Source organism: Vibrio sp. 10N.222.52.B7 (assembly GCF_041474275.1).
GTDB classification, from domain to species: Bacteria; Pseudomonadota; Gammaproteobacteria; order Enterobacterales; family Vibrionaceae; genus Vibrio; species Vibrio crassostreae_C.
Genome location: NZ_JBFRTU010000032.1, coordinates 1 through 20,553 on the forward strand (window position 1 = coordinate 1; position 20,553 = coordinate 20,553).

At 43.5% G+C, this 20,553-nt stretch carries 17 protein-coding genes; 6 read left to right on the forward strand and 11 right to left on the reverse strand.

The window, feature by feature from the left end; translation table 11 throughout:
• Nucleotides 1–154 precede the first annotated feature (154 nt).
• Nucleotides 155–418, reverse strand: coding sequence for a GrxA family glutaredoxin (locus AB4512_RS10880; RefSeq protein WP_009847069.1), 264 nt, complete (start codon nucleotides 416–418; stop codon nucleotides 155–157).
• Between the two features lie 406 nt (nucleotides 419–824).
• Here AB4512_RS10880 and AB4512_RS10885 point away from each other — a divergent pair, with 406 nt between their 5' ends.
• A complete protein-coding gene (locus AB4512_RS10885) occupies nucleotides 825–2,117 on the forward strand; it encodes an iron-containing alcohol dehydrogenase (protein ID WP_017060396.1) in 1,293 nt (430 codons plus the stop codon).
• A 124-nt stretch (nucleotides 2,118–2,241) separates the two neighbouring features.
• Here the strand turns inward: AB4512_RS10885 and AB4512_RS10890 are convergent, their stop codons facing one another.
• The 5 genes from AB4512_RS10890 to AB4512_RS10910 all read right to left on the reverse strand — a co-directional run bounded on the left by AB4512_RS10890 (nucleotide 2,242) and on the right by AB4512_RS10910 (nucleotide 7,799).
• Entirely contained in the window at nucleotides 2,242–3,096 is an 855-nt protein-coding gene (locus AB4512_RS10890; protein ID WP_004734686.1) for a MurR/RpiR family transcriptional regulator, read from the reverse strand.
• Between the two features lie 358 nt (nucleotides 3,097–3,454).
• Entirely contained in the window at nucleotides 3,455–5,098 is a 1,644-nt protein-coding gene (gene panP, locus AB4512_RS10895; protein ID WP_017060397.1) for a pyridoxal-dependent aspartate 1-decarboxylase PanP, read from the reverse strand.
• Nucleotides 5,099–5,216: 118 nt separating this feature from the next.
• Nucleotides 5,217–5,744 (reverse strand): hypothetical protein, encoded by a 528-nt coding sequence (locus AB4512_RS10900; protein WP_017066066.1) that lies wholly within the window; start codon nucleotides 5,742–5,744, stop codon nucleotides 5,217–5,219.
• Nucleotides 5,745–5,918: 174 nt separating this feature from the next.
• Nucleotides 5,919–6,824 carry a lysine exporter LysO family protein gene (locus AB4512_RS10905; RefSeq protein WP_017071961.1) on the reverse strand — a complete coding sequence of 302 codons (906 nt, stop codon included), beginning with the start codon at nucleotides 6,822–6,824 and terminating at the stop codon, nucleotides 5,919–5,921.
• 54 nt (nucleotides 6,825–6,878) lie between these two features.
• Nucleotides 6,879–7,799: an HDOD domain-containing protein gene (locus AB4512_RS10910; RefSeq protein WP_017066065.1), complete on the reverse strand. Its 921-nt coding sequence runs from the start codon at nucleotides 7,797–7,799 to the stop codon at nucleotides 6,879–6,881.
• A gap of 357 nt (nucleotides 7,800–8,156) precedes the next feature.
• On the opposite strand from AB4512_RS10910, the gene AB4512_RS10915 reads away from it, so the two are divergent.
• Nucleotides 8,157–8,738, forward strand: a complete 582-nt coding sequence (locus AB4512_RS10915) for a TfoX/Sxy family DNA transformation protein (RefSeq protein ID WP_372132172.1) — start codon at nucleotides 8,157–8,159, stop codon at nucleotides 8,736–8,738.
• A 149-nt stretch (nucleotides 8,739–8,887) separates the two neighbouring features.
• Here the strand turns inward: AB4512_RS10915 and AB4512_RS10920 are convergent, their stop codons facing one another.
• From AB4512_RS10920 to AB4512_RS10930, 3 genes are all read right to left on the reverse strand, one after another.
• Nucleotides 8,888–9,430: a hypothetical protein gene (locus tag AB4512_RS10920; protein WP_017065409.1), complete on the reverse strand. Its 543-nt coding sequence runs from the start codon at nucleotides 9,428–9,430 to the stop codon at nucleotides 8,888–8,890.
• 286 nt (nucleotides 9,431–9,716) lie between these two features.
• Nucleotides 9,717–10,214 carry a response regulator gene (locus AB4512_RS10925; protein ID WP_017065410.1) on the reverse strand — a complete coding sequence of 166 codons (498 nt, stop codon included), beginning with the start codon at nucleotides 10,212–10,214 and terminating at the stop codon, nucleotides 9,717–9,719.
• Nucleotides 10,207–12,150, reverse strand: coding sequence for an ATP-binding protein (locus AB4512_RS10930; RefSeq protein WP_017060404.1), 1,944 nt, complete (start codon nucleotides 12,148–12,150; stop codon nucleotides 10,207–10,209). The genes AB4512_RS10925 and AB4512_RS10930 overlap by 8 nt, the downstream gene beginning before the upstream one ends.
• Before the next feature lie 183 nt (nucleotides 12,151–12,333).
• On the opposite strand from AB4512_RS10930, the gene AB4512_RS10935 reads away from it, so the two are divergent.
• From AB4512_RS10935 to AB4512_RS10950, 4 genes are all read left to right on the forward strand, one after another.
• A complete protein-coding gene (locus AB4512_RS10935; protein WP_372174901.1) occupies nucleotides 12,334–13,596 on the forward strand; it encodes a DUF945 family protein in 1,263 nt (420 codons plus the stop codon).
• 163 nt (nucleotides 13,597–13,759) lie between these two features.
• Nucleotides 13,760–14,854, forward strand: a complete 1,095-nt coding sequence (gene serC / locus AB4512_RS10940; protein WP_372125376.1) for a 3-phosphoserine/phosphohydroxythreonine transaminase — start codon at nucleotides 13,760–13,762, stop codon at nucleotides 14,852–14,854.
• A 351-nt stretch (nucleotides 14,855–15,205) separates the two neighbouring features.
• Entirely contained in the window at nucleotides 15,206–16,354 is a 1,149-nt protein-coding gene (locus AB4512_RS10945) for an extracellular solute-binding protein (protein WP_372174902.1), read from the forward strand.
• Between the two features lie 20 nt (nucleotides 16,355–16,374).
• Complete coding sequence (locus AB4512_RS10950; RefSeq protein ID WP_372174924.1) at nucleotides 16,375–18,264, forward strand: GGDEF domain-containing protein; 1,890 nt, start codon at nucleotides 16,375–16,377, stop codon at nucleotides 18,262–18,264.
• A gap of 210 nt (nucleotides 18,265–18,474) precedes the next feature.
• Here the strand turns inward: AB4512_RS10950 and AB4512_RS10955 are convergent, their stop codons facing one another.
• Together AB4512_RS10955 and AB4512_RS10960 are read right to left on the reverse strand one after the other, a co-directional pair.
• Nucleotides 18,475–19,191 (reverse strand): 3'-5' exonuclease, encoded by a 717-nt coding sequence (locus AB4512_RS10955; protein WP_372174903.1) that lies wholly within the window; start codon nucleotides 19,189–19,191, stop codon nucleotides 18,475–18,477.
• A 5-nt stretch (nucleotides 19,192–19,196) separates the two neighbouring features.
• The coding region (locus AB4512_RS10960) for a DUF294 nucleotidyltransferase-like domain-containing protein (RefSeq protein ID WP_372174904.1) at nucleotides 19,197–20,553 on the reverse strand (1,357 nt) is incomplete at its 5' end.

The window sequence follows — 20,553 nt, forward strand, 5'->3', positions numbered from 1 at the left end:
TACTTGATTTTGACCTTATTCTTATTCCGTATGAAAACTGGTCATAAAAAAGCCCGCTACAGTGAGCGGGCTTTTTATAAATCGTACAGTCTAACGCCTAAATGGGTCAGCTGTTTAAGGCTTTAGCCCTGATTCTCGTTTGAGAAATCCTAGCTTAGTCGAAAAGACCTAGGTTTTCTTTTGCGTATGCTTCAAATTCTGTGCAGCCGCCGATGTGGTCTTGGTCGATGAAGATTTGTGGAACTGTATCGACAGGTTTACCAACAGTCTTCTCTAGATCAGCTTTGCTGATACCTTCAGCGTGGATGTCAACGTAACGGTAGTTGAAGTCATCGCGTTTAGCTTTAAGAGTTTCAGCATGCTCTTTTGCACGAACACAGAATGGGCAAGCAGGGCGACCAAAAATAACTACAAACATTTAATTTCTCCTAAATACGGGATGAGGCTCGTTAACTCGATTATGTTAACTATTCTTTAGTGAATGCCACTCAAAATTTCATAAAACTAACTATGCCTCAATGCCATGGGGAAATAAAGATGGAATTACCTCTTAATACAATAGGTTTTGTCTATCAGAGCAAATAATGGTCACAAAAAGGATCCATGCTGATTTCTGATGGGTATTCAGATTGATTACCCTTAATTTAAGAGTGTGAATTACCCCTAAGAATACGACATTAATCCATCTTTAATGCGACAAGTTGCACCTCGTCAAAAAAAGCGCATACAGAACGAGGCATCTTAATACTGATGCACTATATAAAGGCTAAATTCCAATAACCAAGAGTTCGCAGTTTTGTTCGGTCATAGGCGCAGGAGGCACCATGTTTCAATTTATGACATCTACAAAGATCATCTTTGGTGATGGAGCACTTTCCGCTTCATTGTCTCTCTTTAATCAATATGGCTACAGCGTGCTATTGGTTACAGGCAATACATTAGAGCGCACTTCAATTGTTACTGACTATCTTGATGCGCAGAGTATGCGTTATCAGCACATTGCCGTTTCCGGTGAACCTAATATCAAAATGGTTGAAGAGGCGGCTATTTCTGCTCGTCGATTTAAGCCAGATATGGTTGTCGCCATGGGGGGCGGTAGCGCCATCGATATGGGCAAAGCGTTGGCTGCGGTTTTACCTAATCAAGGCAATTTATATGACTATGTTGAAGTGGTCGGGCGTAATGTTCCTCTTAAAACCAAACCACTTCCGTTTATCGCAATTCCAACCACAGCGAGTACCGGCGCCGAGGTCACTAAAAACGCGGTGCTGAAATCAGGCCAAGACCAAGTAAAAATCAGCCTGAGAAGCCCAGACATGCTGGCCGACGTTGCGATTGTCGACCCAACCCTAACTCATGGAACCAATCTATATCTATCTGGGCGAGGTGCGATGGATGCCTTTACTCATCTAATGGAAGCCTACGTGTGTGGTGAACCGAATCCGTTAACCGATATGATTTGTGAAGAAGGGCTGCGTAAGTTGAGTGGTTCTGTGGTTAAAGCGTGTGTTTATGATGAGCCTCAAGCGCGTTCTGATCTTGCTTTCGCTTCTATGCTCGGTGGTATGGCGATAACTAATGCCAAGCTTGGCGCAGCCCATGGTTTAGCCTCCGCACTAGGAGGTAAGATTTCTGCGCCTCATAGTGTGATTACCGCGCGTTTAGCGCCGTTTGTGATGTTGGAGAACATAGCCGTTGCAAAAGAGCAGCAAAGAAGCGACATCCTAGCGCGTTATCAGCGAATCGCTCAGATAGTAACAGGTAACGTAGAAGCAATAGAAGAGGAGGCAATTTCTTGGTTATCGGAAGTGCTTGATACGCTTAAGTTACCCAACTTGTTGGAATTTGGTGTCTGTGAAGCCCAGTTTGATGAGGTGTCTGCCGACGCGCTCAAATCAGTGGCGATTAAAGGAAACCCTTTGCCGCTTAACCAAGAGAGGCTCGTGCATATTTTGAAGCAAGTATGCGAGAAGTGCAGTTGTAGAGAAGGGCATCATGAGGGAGCTTCAATGAATCAAATTGGGCAAGAGCCAGCTGTCGAGTCGAGCTTTACCATTATCAATTCTTATGCGTCCGAAAACAGCGTGGTTGAGAAGGGCAATAGTTGGACTATCTAACGGTCTTAAACTTGTTCGTTGTATAAGTCATTTTATACAGACAAATAAAAACGGAGCTCTAGGCTCCGTTTTTTTAATTCAACTTGTTCTCTGGTCATCTGTTTTCAGTTCATGACTAAGCAGATTAGAACTGAGAGTACTTCTCGTAACGTGAATCACGAAGTGACTCTTTGACGCGCTTTAGGTTCTCTCTGAAACCAGAACCACGACGTAGCGTAAAGCCTGTCGCTAGCACATCAATAACCGTCATCTGAACAACGCGACTTGCCATTGGCATGTAAACGTCAGTGTCTTCTGGAACATCCAGAGAAATAGACAACGAGCTCGCTTTATCCAGTGGAGAATCTTTTGCTGTGATAGCAATAACTGTCGCACCGTTTTCACGCGCTAAGTTTGCAATCTCAACTTGGCTTTTAGTGCGGCCAGTATGAGAGATAAGAACAATAACGTCGTTATCACTGCAGTTAATGCAGCTCATTCGTTGCATCACGATGTCTTCGAAACATGTGATTGGGATATTAAAACGAATAAACTTGTTTTGAGCATCTTTGGCGACAGCAGAAGAGGCACCCAGTCCGAAGAACGAAATGCGTTTTGCTTGAGTCAGCAAGTCAACAGCACGGTTTACTTGCATCGCGTCTAGACTGTTTTTAGCAACGTCTAGACAAGCCATAGTTGATTCGAAAATCTTATGCGTATAAGCATCTGGACCATCATCTTCTTCAACATTACGGTTCACGTAAGGTGTACCGTTTGCCAAGCTTTGAGCTAGGTGAAGTTTGAAGTCAGGGAAGCCCTTTGTGTCTAATCGACGACAGAAGCGGTTAACTGTAGGCTCACTCACGTCAGCCATTTTAGCTAAGGTAGCAATGCTAGAATGAATTGCAGTTTGAGGGGAAGCCATAATTACTTCGGCTACCTTGCGCTCAGACTTGCTGAAATTTTCCAGGTTTTTTTGTATTTTTTCTAATGTATTCATAGTGTTCACAAGGGTATAGAGAACAACTTGCTAGTTAATATCTTTTACCAGGGGGTATGGCTGAAGCAAATATCAGTAAACACAAAGCCGATGTATATTCGGTTTCGTAAATACTGCTGCGTCAAATAGATATCAAGCTAACTAGCACCATAGAGTCAGTATAAACCCAACATACTATTTACTAATACAAAAACAGGGCATGAATGCTTAAGAATATGACAAACCTCAACAAAATTTTAGAAAACTACAGAATTGGAAGAGAGTTTGAGCAAAAAGAATGCAAAATGGGTATGAACTGACAGCTTAGTTACATCAAAAAGAAAGAAATTTTCAATTTGATGCAACTAAAATTGAATGACTATGCGTTGATTTGCGTAACCAGTTTGTTGATTTTGCCCATCAAGTTTGGTGCTAGTTTAGAGATCTCACGCTGTTCTTCAAGCACTGACGAAAGAATGTCATTGCCTGTTAGTGGGTTTGCTAATACCACGCGGAAAACGATGATTGGCTGATGTACCCATGCTTCAGGGTTTAAGCGTGTACGTGACACGAAAGACTTACCTGTTTCACGCTGCTTCTTCTGAATAAACTTAGTCAGCTCATTGAGCAACTCATTCAGTTCGACACGATGTTCAGGCTCAGCTTTAAGCAGTGCCGCTTTGACTGACTCAGGGACATAGCGATAAGTCAGTAGGCAAAGCTCAGGTTCTGAAACCAGCTCGAAGTCGCTCTGATCTTTAATTAGGTCGGCAAAGTAGCGCGCTTTGTTGATGCTTTGGTCGATCAGCAGTTCATAACCTGGGCGGCTAATGATATGCATTGCGGCGTAAACCAGCATTGCCATACCTGAACGAGAACCTTCTAACGTATGGCTGCCTAAATCTTTTGAGCCTTTACGAAGAATGTATTGAGCATGATGTTCAATCGCAGTCATCGCATCTGGCTTCTTAAACAGAACCATACCCGCACCCATAGGGATATAAAGCTGTTTATGCGCATCAATCGTGACTGAATCCGCCAGTTCAATACCATCAAGTAGGTGACGATGATTGTTAGACATCAGAGTCGCACCGCCCCAAGCTGCATCAACGTGGAAATGACAATCGGATTCGGCACACACCTCAGCAATGTCTCTTAGCGGGTCGATATTACCGGTTTCGGTTGTACCAGCCACACCAATGACGGCGAAAGGTTTGATCTTGTTCTGCTTGAGCTGCTCGATCTTGAGTCTTAAATCATCAGTACAAATACGGTTGTCGTTATCTGTTTTAACAGACACTAGACCTTCTTGACCAATACCAAGGACATCCGCGGCTTTTTTCAGAGAGTAGTGGCCACGTTCAGAGACTAAGATGGCAAGGCCTTCGTAGTCGTAGTGCTTCATGGCTTTAAATAGGCCTTCTTTTTCTACACCTTTGAACGAACCTTGCGCTTTTAGTGCGTTGTTACGTGCAACCCAGAGCGCTGTAATGTTCGCGATGGTACCGCCAGAACAAAACGCACCTAAAGAGTGGTTTGCGCTGTGCATCCAACGAGAATAAAACTGGTCACTATCTTGATAAATCAGGCGATGTAACATGCCCAGAACTTGACGTTCTAGGGGAGTGAAAGCTTTTGAGGTCTCGATTTTTACTAGATTCTGATTCAACGCAATCATGATTTTTGAAAGCGGCATCAGGAAGTACGGCAACGCAGAGGTCATATGGCCAATAAAACTTGGCGAAGACGTGTGAACCGAATGAGACACAAGAGAATCGAGGAGATGCTCAGTATGTTCAGAAACAAACTCAGGCTGCTCTGGGATATGAGCATTTGAAAAATCTTTCTCAATTTCACGTAGCGGCTTTTCTTCAGCCACAATATGTTCACGTAAGAATTGATTCAGGTTTCGTGAAAGTTTGTCTTCAATTTGAGTGAGTGTTGAATCTGGGCCTTCAGGTACCGTGAAGATACGTAGAAGACTGTCGAAGCTAACATCTGCTGTTTTTTGTTCCGTAACCATAGCAAGCGAGTTATTTTTCTAATATTGACGCGAGCGGGACAATCTAAACGAAAACGGGAACAATGTCCCGTCTTAATTATGAAATCCAACTTCTCAAAAAAGCATATTAAATGCGGGGTTATTTACACTTAATCGCTTCAAGTTTACTGATCGACTGGTTGTAACGCTGCAGCGCTGAGTCGATTTGCTTAGGGTGACTAAGCAGCTCTGCAAAGGCAGAACGTAGTTCGTAGTTTTGAGCGTGAGGCGTTGATTGGCGGTCATCGAATGTTGTTTTCGCGATTTTACCAAGCTCATCATCACGTGTTGATAGCGTTTTAATGTCGTGTTGCTCAAGTTGCAACCAACCTTCTACAGGTTGCTCTGTTGCCACTTTGCTTGAGTCGTTTACTAAGTAGTAGTGAACCGCAGCACGGTTAAGCTCAAAGTGGTGCTTACGACCTTCTAGGAACCACTCACTCACTTCTGTTAGCTCTGGATATTGCTCAGAGGTTAATGCAGCAAGGTCGGCATACCAATTCAAAGAAGCGTCGATGTACGCATCATATTTTTTTGCTTGGCACTGGTTTGTCTCAGACATTGAATCTGCTGCAAAAGAGAAAGTAGAAGTTGAAGCTAGCAGTAATGCGACGCAAAGGCGTTTCATAGTGGTTCCTTTTGTAAGTTTATTCTTTTTATAACTTTGTCGTTACAGGTTACCGTGATCGTTATTTGTTGAGCAATGACACTTAGTGTCTTTTTATTTCGGTAACTGTATCGGTGTCTTGGGCATTGGTATTCGAGTTGCATTCTAATCTAAAACAAACGCTATTCCTGCGATCTAGTTAGCAAGAGATACAAAGAACAACATCAATATCGGAACAAGCAAACTGAGGATAAAGCCACTGACGATAGCGATAGGCACACATCGAACGCCGCCTGTTGTTTGAATGACCGGTAAGGTGAAGTCCATCGCAGTCGCACCAGCATAACCAATGGAAGTGCATGGGTAGCTGCGAATTAGCACTGGAATCAGTACCAAGGCAACTAACTCTCTTAACAGCTCAAGCATGAAAGAAGCGCCACCATAGACAGGACCAAAGGCGTCACCCATTAAGATACCAGCCAGAGAGTACCAACCAAATCCAGAAGACATTGCCAAGGCTTTGAACAGAGGGATATCTAGGATGTAAGCCGCGATTACACCACCTAACATTGAGGTGATGATAATGGTGATTGCGATAACCATACCGTGCTTGTTGAGTAAGATCTGACGAAGTGTGAGTCCGCTATTACGCAGCTGAATGCCGATAAAGAATAGAAGAACAAACAGAATCCATTCGCTTGCGGTATCAACCCAATCAAGGCCAATAGGCAGCACTAAGCCAGCGATTAGCCCTGAACCTACCACTAAGATGAGTTTTGCAGATTCCATCGCCATAGAAGAGAGGGGAAGCTTCTTCTTGCTACTGTCGGTTTTGAGTGGCAATAACTTATCAATAGCGGGCAGTGCCATTAGGTTACATACGCTTAAGCAGACAAAGAAAGTGACGGTATATAGAAGGATTGTCTGCAGGTTACTGCCTAGGTTATCGAGGGCGGCTAAGCTTAGTCCCATTAACGCCAGAATCACGTAGATCAACCGCGATGTTGAGCGGTTGATAAATTCTAATGTCTGAGCGTTCGAAATTGCAAAAAGATACCCCACGACGAGTGGCGCAAATATAAAGATCATCCCTGTAAACATGCTTTCCCCATTGCATTTACTTCATATTACACTTACTTGTAATTTAACAGTGACTTAGAAGCCGCTAGTATTGATCACGTCGCTTAGCTTTGCATTAAAATCATGCTTGCTCAAGTTGCTTAATTTATAAAGCACCTCTGCACCTGTCACGTTAAGTTCAACTTCGTGATCATCGATGTTCTCATCCTTGTTTCTGAACATCAGCAGGTGGTTAGCGATTCGAGCGATATCTAAGTAAGAGACTTCACGCTGTTCGTGGTTATTGATGGTATTGCTGCACACATCAATAAAGTCGCTGTCGAAGCCCCAACGGTTAAGCACCAATTTACTGGTAGCAGAACATTGGCCTTGGAAGATTTGTAGAGCGATGTCGTGATCTAGGTAATTGCCATTTTCGAGGTAGAGGTGGTATTCGCTAACCAAACAGAACAAACCAATATCAGCCAGTAATCCAACAAGCAGCGATTTTTCATGCTCAAGGTAACGGTATTCAGTAGGGGAGAGCTCTTTGAAGCTGTTGGTAACAAGCACCATAGTAGCGCCCAGCTCTTTTGATACAGAAGCGCTCTGAACCAATACCTTATTACATTCTTTACTGAGGTTGACTGAGTGTTTGAGTTGCTCAATAGCCTGAGCCGTCACGATGTCACGTACTCTTAATATGCCAAGGCGCGACACCGCCGTCATAATATCAACACAAGTAATATTACGTCGGTTAAAGACGACAGAGTTAGCCACACGAATGACAATAGCAGCGAGGCCTGGGTCTTCGAGTAAGCACTCGGCAACGTCAGCAATCCCAGTTGATTCAAGGGTACAAAGCGATTGAATCTTCAGTACAACGTTAGGGATAGGAGGAAGTGTTATTTTTCCCGCTGAGATAGAATGTCCAACAAGTTGGGCAAACTCTGATTCTAGACCCTTTAAGAGAAGAGTCTTATTTTGAGGTAGCCAGAAAAACGATAAATGATTCATATAAAAAGTAAAAACAGGTCTGTCCTGCCATTTTACAAGCCACGATGCTGCGAGGCAATACTCACCCGTCTACATAACCTTTAATAATTTGAACCGGTGTATCACTAGGTGTCCAAATTCAAGCATGGTTTGATAGTTTACTGTGAAGTCAATCATGAAAAACCGGAATACTCAATTGATTGATGTGAACTAAGTCCAGACTTATTTTTCTTTTCGAAGTATGATTTATTTAAAGGTGAAAAAAGAAACCATAATATTCACCTATAGAATAACAAAATAGATTTAAAATTTTCGCATAACAAGCTGCTTGTCTGGTGATCAACCTAATCGGGGTAATTTGATTAAGGATCAACGGATATGACCGAGACAGCATTTATTAATTACGTGAATCAATTTGGTGAGCATCAAAAACGTTCTATGTTCGGAGGTATTGGCCTCTTTCAAAATGACGCTATGTTCGCTTTATTGAGTGAAGGTTGTTTATTCATTAGAGGTGGAAAATCATTAGATAAAAAACTGACCGATCTTGATTGTGAAAAGTATCGTCATGTAAAGAAGCAGACAACAGCAACCGTAAACTATTACGACATTACGGATCTGTTTACCTGTGAACATCCTGAATTGGATAGTATTATTCGTACTTCAATCGATAATTCAATTCAGCAGCGTAGCTTCAAGAAGTCATCAGCTAGCCGTAGATTAAGAGATCTACCAAACATGCAGCTTACGTTAGAGCGCATGGTTAAAAAGGCGGGGGTGGATGATGTTTCAATGTTTATGAAGTTGGGCGCACCTGAAGTGTTTAATAAGGTTCGCGAAGCGTACGGAAACGATGTTGACCTAAAACTACTTTGGAAATTTGCGGGTGCAATTGATGGTATTCACTGGAAACTATTACAAGAGCCACGCAAGCAGCAATTACTGAAGAGCTGCCACTAAAGAAGTTTGCCTTATATGCTTAAGATTACTGTCAATAAAAAAAACCGAGGAATGTCCTCGGTTTTTTTGTTTCTGTCTTAGTCGGATTTCTTAAAAGACTAAGTATCAAAAGGCTAAGTGCTCGTTAAGAGCTAGCTTGGCTTTAAGTATTAGTACTTGAAGCGAGCAGTGAACATAAGTTGGTCACCGTAGAAGTCGTTAATACGAGCTTCAGCACCTAAAGAGAAAAGCTCTGTAGAGTGGAAACGCGCGTAAACAGAACCTGTCCAATCATCGTTGTCATCGATAGAAACGTAACCACCTTTACCACCAACTTCTAGTTGTGGACCAAGCCATTGGCGAACACCAATGTTGATTTCCATACCGATATCAGTAGAGCTTGAGTTCTCAGGTTGAACGATACGAGCTAGCATTTCACCTGTTAGGTCTGCCCAGTTGTTTAATGGAGCGTGGAAACCAAGACCTACAGCTGAGTCGTAATCGCTTTCAAATTCTGAATCGATACGTGCTATAGCGTGAGCGTTCGGGTGAATTGACTTACTGAACGCACCACCAAATGTTACTGGGCTAGCACCGATACGTGCTTCAAAGTAATCATAGTTAAAGTTGCTCATTACCTGTGGTTGTTCATCAACAGCTAGTGCTTGACCAGAAGCCAATAGCATAGCGGTAGTAAGTAGAATTTTGCGCATAACGACCGTAAACCTATATTAGTGTTAATTCCTTTGGTTTGAGACAAATCGGCAAACCATAAACATTGAGACAGTTTAATCTAACTCACGGAAAAGTAATCCTTTAAAATGTAAAACCTTACTCATTTAGTTAAAAAACAAGCAAATTAAGGATCAGTATGTAACGGAGATCTCATGTTTAGGGCGAATGAGAAAAATAGACGAGCGAATTATCCAAAATTTGTATACATTCGGAAGGTTTTTATATCGGATGACGCTATTCTCAGTATCCATTAACCAATCAGTGCTATTCACCAAAACTGGTGCGTTTATCCGCCATTGAAGTCAGTATGCGCTCGGTATCTAAGATGGAAGTCCAGTTTAGCAATTGCTTGTCGTTGGCAATGACATAGTCAGTCAATTGTTGAGTAATCGTGTCTCTCAGTTGATCGCCTTGCCAAGGTTTTGAAATATAGAAATCAAGTGCAGCGTTGTTAATGGCCGTGACGGTATCTTCCAGCCCAGCTTGCCCTGTGAGCAGCAGCTTACGTGTTGGTTTCGTCGCGTCGTGTTGGTTGAGTTCGATCAGAAAATCAATGCCGGTTTCTTCTGGCATGATGTGGTCGCATAAGATTAACGCGAGCTTAATACCATCTTGTCCCATTTCTTTGATGACTTGCTTGGCTTCATCGACCGACTCAGCACCTTCAACCAGAAAGTTCTCTTCAAATATCGCCAAGTCCTGAAGGACACTATTGAGAACTTCAGGTTCATCATCGACACATAAAATTAGGTACTTATTCATGAGGTGCTCCTTCTTGTTTGAATGGAAGCCACACTTGCATGTTTGTATGGCTGCCTACCTCTGACTCCACCAAAATAAACCCTTGATGAGCCGAAACGATTTGTTGAGAAATGGATAACCCAATCCCTAAACCAAAGTTGCCTTCTTTTTTAGTCGTGAAATTTGGGTTGAAAATGGTGTTGATGTCTTCTTTGGCAATGCCGTGGCCAGTATCGGAGATTTGCACCACAAGAAACGCGTCGTCGCCTTTTGTCTGTTGAGAAGTGGTGATGGTCACTTTTCCTCGTTCAGATAGGGCATCGAGCGCATTGGAGATAAGGTTGGTCCACACTTGTTGCAGCGAGAGCGACTGGCACAATAAAGGCGGTAAGTCGGTATCGTAATGCTTTTCGAGTTGGTGGTGTTTAAGCCTGTTTTCGAAGATCACTAAGGTATCTTCAAGCCCTTCGTGGATATCTGTGTAGTGGCGAACTTCTTCATCTTCTCTAGCATAGCTTTTTAAGCTTTTGACCATATCGGCAATACGCTTGCTGCACACTTGAATTGAGCGGATAGAGTTTCCAACATAATGGTAATGCTCTAAGTCATTGAGCAGCTCTTTGCCTGCGACAGGGGACGCCTTTAATGTGTTTAGAACCGTAGAGTCTTGGCTTAGGTTTAGTCTCACGGCTTTTTTTGCTAAAGCACGGTCATTAATCGTCGACGTAAGATGCTTTACGAGCTGTCTTTCTTGGGCTGTTGATAGTGGCTTAGCTAACTTTGAATGTGCCAGTACGTCAGTCCCTTTATTGGACTCTGGAACGGATAGGTTTGCCAATATTTGGTCGAGATGGTCTGACAGAGTTTCGATGCTTCTTAATATGGCAGCAATCGGGTTATTCAGCTCATGTGCGACTCCCGCGACTAGCTGCCCGAGCATCGCCATTTTCTCTTTCTCGATCAGTTGTTGATGTGCAGACTCTAATGATTCTAGTGTCTGCTGCAGTTTGATCTTATTGGTGATGCTGCGTTGCAAACGTCGATTAAAATGACGGAGCAATAGATTGGTAAATAAAGGCAGCAGGGTATTGTTTGAATGCATCACCTGAGCAAAGCTATCTTTATCCAGTTTGATAACGCGAGTCTGCGTTAGGGTGATCGCCGTAGAAAACGAAGGCTCGCCTGTTACAAATGACATCCCGCCAACAATGTTCCCTTTGGAGTGACGTACCACTTCCCGCTGTTGCCCAAGTTCATCTTTCTTATAAAGAGCTGCTTCACCCTCAATGATCAGCCATAAAAAGCGATTGTCTTCGCCTTCCACAGTGAGTAGATGCTCAGGGGAATAGTCACGAATGGCCTTAGTTTTGTCATCTTTTGAAAACACATCTTGTAAGGCACTGACGACACGTTCTGCAAGGGCATTATCCGAAAGCTGGTGGTAATCGTGAATGAAACCCGATTGGAAAGAGTGAATCTTTTGCTCAATGTGCGCTCTGAGTAAGCGTTGTTGATCCAATGCATCGCTGTAAGAGAGCAGGTTTTCTGAGTCGTATTGGATAACAAAAGAGGTCAGCTCTTTTTGCGCTGATTTGAACAGAACCTGATCTTGAACCGGTTTGGTTAAACAGTGGTTGAGCCTACCTTCATTCACAGCGGTTAAAATGGATTGAATGTCTGACGAAGCGCTGACTAATATCGTTCTTGCGGTATTACTATGGGGCAGCTGTTGAAGTTCAATCAGGAATTGCACGCCATTAAATTCAGAATGATGATGAGTGATCACCAAGGCAACGGTTTGGTTGTGATCATGAATATCTTCTAATGCGTGATGTGCGTCTTCTATGTTCTCGGCAGTATAAATATCGAATACAGAAGCCAACGGAGCCAGCTCCGAACGTATTCTTTCAATGCTAACCGGATTATTGTCCAAACAGATAACAGCGTATTGATTCACAGCTCAACCTTAATAGTAGCGACGTCTTTAGCCTAGCAAGAACCGCCGAATAAGGATGAGAGCTAGCCGTTAATTTATTGAGGCAATCGAAGTATCGAGCAATAGACTGATTTAACTCAATGTTTCTTGTTTGCTACTGATGGGTTAGACTAAAAAAAATAGACACGTGTAGAAAGAGAACTCATGGAACAGTTAAGAAAAATTGGTGCTATTGGCGGAGCAATCTCACTGGCACTTTGTTGGCCGCTAGCGGTTGGGCAAATTGGACAAAATGCGATTACCGATGGCGTTGCAAAGCTTAACAATTCAAGCATTCAAGCTGAGATCGTGGAATACGATAGAGGTTACTTGTCTTCCAACGTAACCACTCGTTTAACTGTGACGGATGAAAACCTGAAAGAGCAACTTGCGATTGATGGGTTGCCGAGTGAGTTTGTCATAAATAGTGCGGTTAGCCATGGTTTGGTGAGTCTAAATGCACTGTCGACGTTTGAGAATACCGATATTCTGCCTTTAACTCTGACCACTAGTACTGAGCTAAACGGCAACACTGACTTTAACTTTGAGTTAAGCCAGTTCAATCACCAAGGTTCTGATGAGAATGGGACTTCGGTCTCGATCACTAAATCGAATCTTTCTGGCCATGCGACTGTTTTAGGCCAAGTTGATTACGAGCTTTCAATCCCTTCAGTTCAAATTGATTTTGAAACCGGTGAAGAGGTAACGCTGTCTAATCTGAAAGGTGTGGGTTCAGGCCAACAAGCGAAAGGCTACTGGTTAGGTACTCAGAATTTTACTATCGATAGCTTCTTGGTTTCAGATTCTGCAATGCAGCCTTTCATGACCATTGAAAATTCTAAGTACGATTTTGAATCACATCTAGATGAAGCAACTAAGCGTCTGCGCAGCAACCTCAAGCTGGATATCGCAAACATCGAGACCAGTGAAGGCCAGTTGAACAACCTAAACGTCGATTTTGAAATGTCGAAGTTGGATAGCGAGTCGTTTGAGAAGATCTTTGAGATTTACCAATCTAATCCTGTGATGACGCAAGAAGACGTTGCAGAGATCATTCCATTTATCGATATCCTGTTTGCTAAAGGTTTCGACCTTTCAATGAACAACATGTCGTTAGAGTTAGGTAAGGGACAGTTCGAATCTAAGTGGTTGGTGAGCGTGCCGGAAGGGACCGAAAACATCAGCAGCAACCCTTCGATGATCATGCCTGCATTAACGGGCAGCGTTCACTCTAGCTTCTCAAATGAACTTGTTGAAGAGTATCCATTCATCCGTGAAGGTATCGATGAATTGCTTGTGATGGAAATGATCAAGGAAACAGACAGTGGTTATGAAATCAGCGCTGACTTAGAAAATGGAAACCTAGTGTTCGAAAATGGACAAGAAATTCCATTAATCGCTCTACTTATGCCGGTTTTTGTTCAATAAACAGAGCAGGCGTGAATACTGATAGGGTGATTTAGCAGGTTAAGCTTAAACATTTTATACCGTACAAAACAAAAGAGGTCTTAAGACCTCTTTTGTTGTTTTTATGTTGGGTAAAACATGGTATTACTTGCATAGTTATTATTTAGCAGGAGCAATCATCCCCATGGAACTTACATTAGATAACGTATTCAACTTCAGTGCTGGCCCAGCTGCACTGCCTAAACCGGTAATGAAACAAGCGCAAGCGGACTTTATTGATTGGAATGGTTTAGGGACTTCCGTGATGGAAATCAGCCATCGCAGCAAGGAATTTATTCAAGTTGCTGACGAGTCCGAACAGGACCTACGTGATCTTCTGAACATCCCAGACAACTACAAAGTTCTTTTCTGTCAGGGGGGCGCTCGTGCTCAATTCGCTGCTGTTCCTCTAAACCTTTTAGGTGATGCGACGAAAGCGACTTACATTGATGCGGGTTACTGGGCAGAAAGTGCAGTGACTGAAGCGAGCAAATATTGCGAAATCGATGTATTCAACGCGAAGACGTCAATTGATGGTAAAGCAGCGGTTGTTCCAGCTAAAGATTGGAAAATTGACCCGGAAGCTGCGTATGTACATTTCTGTCCGAATGAAACCATCGATGGTATTGAAATCAGCGAGCTTCCTCAAACGGATAAGCCAATCGTAGCGGATATGTCATCTAACATTCTGTCTCGTAAGATTGATGTGTCTCAGTACGGTGTTATCTACGCGGGCGCGCAAAAGAATATCGGCCCTGCGGGTATCTGCATTGCAATCGTACGTGATGATCTACTCGAACTCGCAAACGACGTGTTGCCGAGTATTCTGAACTACAAAGTACTTGCTGAAAAAGACTCAATGTTCAACACACCACCAACGTACGCTTGGTACCTATCAGGCCTTGTGTTCAAGTGGCTGAAAGCTCAAGGTGGCGTTGAAGCGATGGAGTTGGTGAACAAAAAGAAAGCAGCGCTGCTTTACGATGCAATCGATAGCTCAGCTTTCTACAAAAACGATGTTCACACTGCAAACCGTTCTAGAATGAACGTGCCGTTCCAACTGGCGAAACCTGAGTTAGATGGCAAGTTCCTAGAATTGGCTGATGCTGCAGGTCTGAAATCACTGAAAGGGCATAGAGCAGTAGGTGGAATGAGAGCTTCACTTTACAACGCAATGTCTCTGGAAGGCGTTCAAGCGCTGGTTAGCTTCATGAAAGATTTCGAAGAGAAATACGCTTAATCGATGATAGGGCTTTGACTGATAAATTGCTTATTTGATTTTTATTGTGTCGAATGCACCGAACGAGATAGATGCCGCTTTTGCGGCATTTTTTTTGTCGTTAATAATAAAGGGTATGGTATGTTGATTTATTGTAAGAACAGTCATCCAGAGATATGACGGATGTATCAGAATGAGCAGACCTTTCTCTTAAAGCGAGAGTATCAACTGTTATTTAGGCACTTTTTACTATATAACGTGTCGCCCAAAGCTAGGTCTCTAATCATGAGCAGTGAGCGATAAGCCGTATCGCCCGGTTTATTGATGGGCGATTAAAATCCAACGTCTAATTTTTACCACAAGGAACCAAGTGTGAGGTTATTGAGTCTATTTGCGATGCTATTTCCGGCCGTTGCTTGTTCATCCACACTTGAAATATGGGCTGGTATTAATTATGAAACGGCCGATTATGTAAAAGAACATATCGAAGCGATGACTGATCATCGTGTAGAAATTCGTTCGTTTGACGTCAACAGTATTCGTTCTGAACTGCTTGTTGCTGATCCTAGAGACAATACCTTTCCCGACGCCATCTGGGTTCCTTCTGACTTCTTAGGTCTAACTGAATATATCGATTTAGCGACGCTTCCTGATGCTTGGGTCGATACCCAACGCTATGAGAAAAAAGCGCTCGATGCAGTGGTCATCAACGGTGAGCTTAAGGCGTTACCGGTTGGTATTGGAAACCAAGTCGTTCTGTATTCGAGCATGCCTCAAGCGCAAGTCGTGACATGGGAGAGCCTAATTGAACGCTCTGCTCAGTCCGATCAAGTGAGCGTGCTTTTTCCCAATCCAAACATGTACTTCTATCTAGCTTTCTATCAGCTTTTTTCTGAAGACTTATTATCGTCGAAGAATGTTAATGGTGAAGGGTTAGTTGCTATCTTTGATTTCATCGACATGTTGCAGCAGAAAAAAGTCATCGAATCATCGTGCAGCGATATTTGCGCGAGGCAGAGGCTCATCAATGGGGAAGTCGAGTTTTTGATTGACGGTGATTGGGCGTTCAGCGAACTCGATGCCGCCTTTGGTCGAGATTTGTACATCAATTCGTTGCCGACCTATCGTGGTGAAAGTATGTCTTCATTTAGTGGCGCAAAGGTTTTTGCTGTCACGGAAAAAGGCATGCAAAACCCAGATAAGAAATTGGCTTTGAAAGAAGTCGTTCAATACCTGCAATCAAACAGTTTCACCTATTTAGCTCACTCGAGTGCCATGGTTTCGCCGTTTTATGAGGTTAATCAACGCCGTGTTGAGGAAGGTAACCAGACATTTTCAAATATGTACGATGAGTTTCAAGCATCGCAAATGATGTCGAGTGACTACAAGATGGCGATCGTTTGGGAGGCATCGGCTCGGGCGTATCAGCGTTACAAGTCAGGGATGCCAAAGAGTGAACTGCATAAGTTTTACAATGATTTTGTTCAATATTACTCGGCGAATATGAGGGTAAGAGATTGAAGTTATCATTAAAATACACCATGGGCTTGGTGTTGCTGGCTTGCTCAATGCTCCCTGTCTATCTAGCGGGGCAGTTGATTCTCAATAAACAAAACCAAAGTTCTTTAGAGCAAAAAGAAACCAAGCTGGACAACTCTACGACCGGTATTCGTCAAACCGTACAAGAGCAAATTAAGCTGACTGCGAGCCTAACCCAATGGTATTCGCAAGACCGTTCACTGATTAAAGCGGGTGGTAATATCTTTTTCTCGAGTGTGGTTTGGGACAAGATGGATAGCTTCAATGCGCTAGCGGAGAGTGTGTCCGCGACTTATATTCTGGACCAAAACTGGAAGCCCATTTATGACAGCAAAGGCAGCTTGTACCACTTTGAGCAGAGCCAGTTATTAGAAAGCTTGAAGCGTCCTCAATCGGTTTATGGGCAAGGGAAATTGTTCCACACCGAGTTTACCGAAACTGAAGTGGCGGACAATGCCACTGCCGGTATCGCTTTTGTCGCGCCGATTTTACCTTATCGTTTGATTGAAGGTTCTACATACACGCCGCAGGGTTATCTTGTGGTTCTTATGGGGTATGACAGACTTAAGACTAAAGTGACGCCTTTCTTATATCAAAATGAGTCGGTTGAGTTTAACTATGTTGATTCAACGGATGATCAATCTTCTAAACAAAGTGCGAACACTATCTCTATCGACAGCACATTCTTTACCGACAAATTGGTACTGAACGTCAAACATCATATTTCCGACAGTGCGCGTTTATTAGAGATGCAACAAGCTCAGGTGGTCTTTGTCAGAATATTGGTGGCGACGCTTGCTATCGCGATTGTGTTTGCTCTGTTCCTAAGCCGCTGGTTCTCAGGGCAGTTAAACCTATTGGCTGAATCTGTTACGTCGTATTCGCATAACCAGTCACCGACTCATAGTGTGGATGAGCATCGTTTTACAGAGTTCGTTACGCTGAGTCGTTTATTGGAAACCTTGTGGGGTCGCATACAATACCAAGTCCGTGAGCTTACCGAAAGCAACGATAAACTCGAAAGATTTAATGTTCAGCTAGAGGACTTAGTCGAAGAGAAAACCAGTAAGTTAACGTATTCGCTCGCGCGTGAAGAATCCCAGAAGCATCGTATTTTGAAGATCGTGCAGTTTGCATCATCGAGACAGGCGGCTGAATATCGGCTGATTCCTCAAATGATCGATCAAGAGTTGAAGACATTACTTGCTCAACATTCGATCCAGTTTCATTTTAACCGTACTGGCGAGGCTGACTTGAGACTCTGTGACTCACAGGGGACAGCAATCGGGTATTTTTGTTCAAGTTCATTTGATCTACTTAGTGAAGAAGATCTTCTGATTTTTGACATGTACCAAAAACAGTTAGCAGGTTGGCTAGAGCTCGAAAATATTACACGGATTAACATGCCGACTGGCTGTTTGAATCGTAAAGCTTTTAATGAAGATCTCGAATTCAGTAAACGCAGCATTAACGACAATCAAAATCAGATTTCTTTGATCATTATTGATATCAATGGCTTGAAAACGACCAATGATGTTCATGGGCATGAAGTCGGGGATGAGCTGATACAACGCTGCATAGACGTAATCAGCCACGAATTGACACCTGCCAGTAATCTATATCGTTTGGGTGGAGATGAATTTGCGGTGCTTACCTTAACGTCTGGTGAGTCGAGTTCGCTCAATGTCGCAAAGATGACTGAGCAGTTGTACATTGCTCAGGAGCAACAGGCAATCGAGACCAAAGCGGGTATCTCTATTCCTGTCAGATTCTCGATTGGTACAGCCTCTAGTGATTCAACAGACGTTGAGCAATTGTTCTCAGTCGCTGATGAGAATATGTATCAGCAAAAGCGTCGTTATTACCAAACGTTGTCTGTGGTTGGGAAGTAATAATGCCAATCGCGCTGACAAATAGCGATCACGATTTTCGACGTCCATTAGAGCGGAACTGCTGCGGTGTGACGTTATAATATGTTTAAACGCTTATGGGAAATGCGCTTAGTCGGGCCAACCGTTGCTTAAACACAGACGATAAAAATGAAAAAGCCCACCAATGGAAGTTGATGGGCTTTGTGTTTGTATTTAGCTTACGTAACTCAGCTAGAGCCAGAAACTCTTCAGAGGCATCTCAGAGTCAAAGTGATGAGCAATTTGCGCTTGGAGTAGCTCAGCGGTCGCAATAGCGTCAGTTAATGCATGATGCGGCGTGTAGTCGGGCAGATGGTATCGACGACGACTCTGACCCAGTCTCACTGAAGCTGGCTTCTTACCTTTCAGCTTGTTCCACAAGCCGCCAGCCAGTTTATTTTGGATCTGAGATTCAATCTCCAGCGTGTCGAGGACTGGGAACTCAATGCCTTCACCGAGTCGCACTTTCAATGCATTGTCCAAAAAGTCACGTTCGATACGACGATAGTGAACCACAGGGATATGTCCCGCCATTGATTCTAAGATCTCGCCCAACACTTCGCTAAGGTCTGGCGCATCAATGATGTCATTGTGAGTGATGCCATGAATCACGACAGACTCTTCTTCAAGTTTCTGTTTTGGTCTTAGAGTCCAGTGTTTGGCTTGTCGCAAGTAGATGCGATTGAGCGTAAATGGCACTAAACCAATGGTAATGATGCCGTCTTTGTTTGGGTTTAACCCCGTTGTCTCAAAGTCGACAGCCAAAAACATCACTTCTGAAAGTGGCGTATCAGGCGCAGGAAGAGGCTGGCTATAAAAGTGCTTTAAGCGCTCGTCTCTCGCTCGTTCAAGCTTCTGAACAAACTTAAATGGCCAATCGACCGCAGGTGATCTGAATAGTTTGTTCATAGGCCCTACTTAAACTTGTTGCTGGCTTGATAACGGAACTTAAGGAAGTTTTGCGCATTACTTAATATTTGGAATGCATCCTTTAGGTTACGTCGTTCGAAGTCAGACAGGTTCTCTGGCTCGATGTTGTTATCAGGCTCGATGTTGTTGTCGACATCGTGTGCTTGGTGGCGAATACGAACCAGAGAGATAAACTCCATCGCATCTTTCAAATCTTGAGCTCGGCCTTTTGGCAGAATACCGGCGTCAATAATGTCATCTAAGCGTTCGAACGAGTTCTTAGAGCGAGACGCTACCGCGAGCGAGTGAACACGAATCAAATCGGCGAGTGGCGCAGTACCACGACGCTTAAGGTTGATAGAGTTGTTGTGACGGCCATCTTTCTCCATCACGAAATCTTTGAAGAAGCCGAGCGGAGGTGTACGGTTGAGTGCGTTACGTGCAAGGCACGCCAAGAAGCGATTGTTCTTACGTGCGCGTCGAACAATAAAGCTGTTCAATTGCTCGGCCCATTTCAGACGACCATAAACGCCATCTAAGTCGAAGAAGATTGAAGCATTTAACAGTGCTTTCGGGTTTGGATCATCAATCCAATCGGCAAAGCACTCTTCCCATTGGCGACGAGTCATACGCCACGTTGGGTTAGTCGCCATGATGTCGCCAGTACAGTACACATAGCCACACTGATCTAAGCCATCACAAATGAAGGTCGACAGCTCCTCAAAGTATTTACCGTGCTTTTTCTCGTCGTAGGTATCATCAAGAATAATTGCGTTATCTTGGTCAGTAACCAGCAGTTGTTCATCACGCCCCATTGAGCCGAGTGCGAGGAAACAGTAAGGAATAGGCGCCTTGCCCAATTTCTCTTCGCCCAGTTCGATAATTCGCTGCTTAAAGCTACGACCAATTACCGACATTGCAGTACCCACCATGTGGGCATTGGCATCTTCGTTAACCAAGCGCACAAAGCTGTCTTTCACTTGCTCGGAAAGCACCTTCAGATCTTCGATACTTTGTTGCTGGAAGATACTACTTACCAATAACAGCGAGTTTTGAGACTCATAACGAACAATATCGGTCGCTTCGATAATACCAATCGGCTTCTTATCTTTAAGCACTGGTAAATGATGCACGTTATAGCGAAGCATGGTCATCATAGCTTCGTATACGTAAGCATTGTGATCGAGAGAGATAACCTCAGGTGTCATTACGCTAGAGACTTCATCCGATGGGTCAAGCCCTTCAGCTAAAACGCGAGTACATAAATCTCGGTCGGTGATGATGCCAATCACGGGTGTTGAGTCATCTTCATCATCTTCAACGATTTCTGGATCAATGATCAGCAAAGAGGAAACATTATCT

Coding starts and splice junctions, on each gene's coding strand:
- AB4512_RS10935 (WP_372174901.1), top strand. CDS start 12,334: ATGGAACAGTTAAGAAAAATTGGTGCTATTGGCGGAGCAATCTCACTG.
- serC (WP_372125376.1), top strand. CDS start 13,760: ATGGAACTTACATTAGATAACGTATTCAACTTCAGTGCTGGCCCAGCT.
- AB4512_RS10925 (WP_017065410.1), bottom strand. CDS start 10,214: ATGAATAAGTACCTAATTTTATGTGTCGATGATGAACCTGAAGTTCTC.
- AB4512_RS10950 (WP_372174924.1), top strand. CDS start 16,375: ATGGGCTTGGTGTTGCTGGCTTGCTCAATGCTCCCTGTCTATCTAGCG.
- AB4512_RS10910 (WP_017066065.1), bottom strand. CDS start 7,799: ATGAATCATTTATCGTTTTTCTGGCTACCTCAAAATAAGACTCTTCTC.
- AB4512_RS10905 (WP_017071961.1), bottom strand. CDS start 6,824: ATGTTTACAGGGATGATCTTTATATTTGCGCCACTCGTCGTGGGGTAT.
- AB4512_RS10920 (WP_017065409.1), bottom strand. CDS start 9,430: ATGCGCAAAATTCTACTTACTACCGCTATGCTATTGGCTTCTGGTCAA.
- AB4512_RS10880 (WP_009847069.1), bottom strand. CDS start 418: ATGTTTGTAGTTATTTTTGGTCGCCCTGCTTGCCCATTCTGTGTTCGT.
- AB4512_RS10885 (WP_017060396.1), top strand. CDS start 825: ATGTTTCAATTTATGACATCTACAAAGATCATCTTTGGTGATGGAGCA.
- AB4512_RS10915 (WP_372132172.1), top strand. CDS start 8,157: ATGACCGAGACAGCATTTATTAATTACGTGAATCAATTTGGTGAGCAT.
- AB4512_RS10890 (WP_004734686.1), bottom strand. CDS start 3,096: ATGAATACATTAGAAAAAATACAAAAAAACCTGGAAAATTTCAGCAAG.
- AB4512_RS10955 (WP_372174903.1), bottom strand. CDS start 19,191: ATGAACAAACTATTCAGATCACCTGCGGTCGATTGGCCATTTAAGTTT.
- panP (WP_017060397.1), bottom strand. CDS start 5,098: ATGGTTACGGAACAAAAAACAGCAGATGTTAGCTTCGACAGTCTTCTA.
- AB4512_RS10900 (WP_017066066.1), bottom strand. CDS start 5,744: ATGAAACGCCTTTGCGTCGCATTACTGCTAGCTTCAACTTCTACTTTC.